Origin of the sequence: Streptomyces sp. NPDC090741 (assembly GCF_044769045.1) — a bacterium.
In the GTDB taxonomy this organism is placed as follows: Bacteria; Actinomycetota; Actinomycetes; order Streptomycetales; family Streptomycetaceae; genus Streptomyces.
Map to the genome: position 1 here is coordinate 1 of NZ_JBIVXF010000045.1, position 3,300 is coordinate 3,300.

General features: G+C 70.1%; 1 protein-coding gene. It reads right to left on the minus strand.

All coding sequences use genetic code 11. The annotated features are described in order from the left end of the window. Nucleotides 1–158: 158 nt before the first annotated feature. Nucleotides 159–2,684: a Helicase associated domain protein gene (locus ACIQU4_RS42305; RefSeq protein ID WP_403743272.1), complete on the minus strand. Its 2,526-nt coding sequence runs from the start codon at nucleotides 2,682–2,684 to the stop codon at nucleotides 159–161. Between the last annotated feature and the right edge of the window lie 616 nt (nucleotides 2,685–3,300).

Here is a 3,300-nt window from a genome sequence, read left to right on the forward strand (position 1 = left end):
GATGACCGCGCCCCTGAAGCGCCCGTTACGGGTAGCTGGGAGCTCCAGCTCACCGCCGAGCTCGACGATGGCGGCGAGCAGGTGAGCGTGGTGGTGGCGTGCGACGGCCTCGACCGGACGTATCGGACCGGAGCGTTCTCGTGAACAGAACCACGCAATTAGGGCTGCGCCCACTCCACACCGAGGGCGGCCAGAGCGGCGAGCTGCCCAGGGTCGAGTCGGTCGCGGCGCTGTTTCTGGTTGACGATCCACACTCCAGTCCGATGCTCTGACCCATTGGGCAGAACTTCGATATGTGCTCGGGCGGGCAGGCCGCCGCCTTCACGTTCCTGGTACTGCGCGAGGGCTTGAACGCCCTTCTGGAAGGCTTCCGCGCCCCGCCCGGACGTGGTGGTCGTGCCCGGCTCCGCGGACGCCGTGCGGGCCCGTACGACCCGTGCCGGCTTCACGCCGAGCTCGGCCAGGCGGCGCTGCTGCTCCTCGGAGAGCCGGCCGAAGTCGCGGCGCTGCGTGGACAGCCACCGGCCGATGTCCTCGCCGTGCCGGGTCACCCCGGGGACGATCGCCGCGAGGCGGGCGCCTTCGTCCAGGAGCTGGGCGAGGTAGGCGTAGTGGCGTTGCCAGTCGACCGTCCAGCCGAGGGCGCCGGGGTTCCAGTCCTCATCGATGGCGGCGAGGGCGGCGGCCCGTTCCTCGGCGCGTACGGGGTCCTTGCCGAGCCCGCCGGGCCGGCGGACGTTGGTGAGCCACTGCCCCACCGGCTTGTCCAGCGCGGTGGCGTGCCGAGGGGCGGCCAGCGTCCCGTGCTCGGCGTAGTACGCCCGTGCGGCGGCGAGGTTCTCCGTGAAGGCGGCGTCGGCGGTGTCCCACACGATCCCGAGCGTCTCCAGTTCGGCGGCCCGCTCCCCGCTCATCTGTCCGGTGCGGAAGGTGCGGCGCTGGTCGGAGAGCCATCGTCCGAGGGGGTAGGCGCCTTCGGTGTGGTCGTACGGGACCTCCAAGTGCCGCTCCCGCTCCCGGTACCGGAAAGCCGCCTCGGCGCCCCTGCGCCAGTCCTGCCGCTCGGTGTTGAACACCTGGTAGCTGATCCACTTCGCGATCAGCGCTGGGTCGCGTGGGGCGGCGAATCGGAGCAGCAGCCGGGCCTCCTCCTCGCCCGCGTCGGGCGCTGCGCCGATCAGAGGCGACGGCTGTACGATGCGCTTCTGGGCCTCTTGGGGAATTGCGAGCATTTCCACGGCGCGTTCATCATGTGCCCGCAGTCCCTGCAATACCCGAATGAGAGGGCCATAGGACTTCGAAGAAAGAATGTCCTCTGGATCTTCGTCAGCGTCTAGAAATACCGGCACGATCAGGGTGGCCATCTTGCCCTCTCCGGGCTTTTGGCGGAGGGCTCGACCGATGGCCTGGACGATGTCGACGGCCGAGCCCTTGGGGTCGATCAGAGCCACGCTGTCCACGGCTCGAATATCGACGCCTTCGCCCAGAACGCGGCAATTTGCAAGGACGGCGCGGCCGGCACGGCGGCCGAAGTCCGCGAGCACGGATGCCCGGTGCTCGGCCTCGTGCTGCCCGCGCAGCCACCCCGTCCACACCTTTGCGGGGTGCCGTACGGGGTCGACGGCGTGCAGACGGGACGCGACCCGCGGCAGGCCCTCGGCGAAGGCCTGCGCCTCGATCGTGCGGTGGTGGAAGGTGATCGTGGTCTTCAGGTCATGGGTGGCCATGGTCTCCAGGAGGGCGGTCTGCATGGCGGCGAGGCGCTCGCCGCGCAGCTCCTCGTCCCACCGTTCCTTGCCGTAGAGCCGATCTGGTGTCACCACTGGGTCGACCAATTCCGCCACAACTACCTGATATCGAGCCAAAAGCCCGCGCGAGATCGCGTCCGCCAGCGACAGCTCGTAGACGACTGGGCCGAACACGCGCGGGTCGTCCATCGAGCACGCGAGCTCCGCCGGCAGGGCCTCGCGAAGCGGCCCGCCCACGTACATCTCCCCCTCGGCCTCCGCCTCCCGCCGCCGCGCCTCCTCCTCACGCCGGTGGGCCGCCTCGGCCGCCCGCTTCTCCGCCCGCGTCCTCGGCCGGCGCTCCGCCCAGATCCGCGGGGTGGCCGTCATGTACAGCCGGCGCTGGGCGGGGATGACCTCCTGGCGGTGAATCTCCGCCCACGCCTTCCCCGCCGACCCCGACGTCCGGTGTGCCTCGTCCACCACCACCAGGTCGAAGGGCTCCATCGCCAGCCCGTACTCCCCGCGGAACGCCTCGGCGACGACCGGCAGTGAGGCGTACGTGGCGTAGACGGTCACCGGGCCCCGGCCGTGCCAGAGTCCCAGCTGCGGCGCCGACGTCGTGGCGCGCACCTTCAGGGCGTGCAGGTGGGCGTCGTCTTCGAGCGAGCAGACCGCGACCGCGGGGCCCGTGTGGCCGGCGGTCCGCCACTCCCGGGCCGTCTGGGCGAGCAGGTCGAGCGTCGGCAGCAGCACGAGGACCCGCCCGCCGCGAGCGAGCTTCAGCGCGGCCGCCGCCGCAATGAACGTCTTTCCAGTCCCGCACGCAGCTACGACCGTAGCCCGCAGACCAGCCTTAGGAATCCGCTTCCTGGGTGGAATATCGAGCCCCCGGACGATCGCCTCTACCGCTTCCTCCTGATGCGGATAGAGCGTGATTCCACTGTCCTTCTGCATTCAGTGTCTCCATCAGATAGAGGGTTCAGAGGAGCCCCATATCCGGGGCAGTGGTGGAATTCTCGGGATGGTACACGGCATCCGGATTCCCGTGGTTGCTTGTCTGGGAATGTGCGGCGCACGCGAGTTTCTCGTTCTGGTGGTGTCTGGTTCCTCGCGATGCTACACAGCTTGCATCGGTGTGATGTAGTCTTGACTCTACCGCGGCGGTCCATCCCGTGGGTTGAGTTTCCGGGTTTTGGTCTGTCCTTTCGGGGGAGTGGACGGAGCGTCAGATGCGCGGGGCCCGCACCCCCTGCTACTGCTGGCCGGGCCCGCTTGCGGGCCCTTGGTCCGGAGGCGGAGCCGGAGGGCCGGGGTGGGAGCGAAGCGACACCCCAACAGGCCGTAGGCCTAGACCCCGTGAAACGGGGTCACCTTCCGCGCGAAGCGCGGGAGGCTGGCCCGCGGAGCGGGCCCGGTCCGGGGGGAGCGCAGCGGAGCCCGGACAGTCCGAAGCGAAGCGGAGGACTCCGGCCCGAAGGGCCGGCCCTGGCTCGGCGGAGCCGAGCCCCGCTGAGCGCAGCGAGGCGGTTCTCTTCCTGAGCGCGCAGCGCTCAGGGTCCCGCTCCGCGGG

What these genes read in the sequence shown, in the direction of transcription:
- ACIQU4_RS42305 (WP_403743272.1), bottom strand. Translation starts at nt 2,684, where the DNA reads ATGCAGAAGGACAGTGGAATCACGCTCTATCCGCATCAGGAGGAAGCG.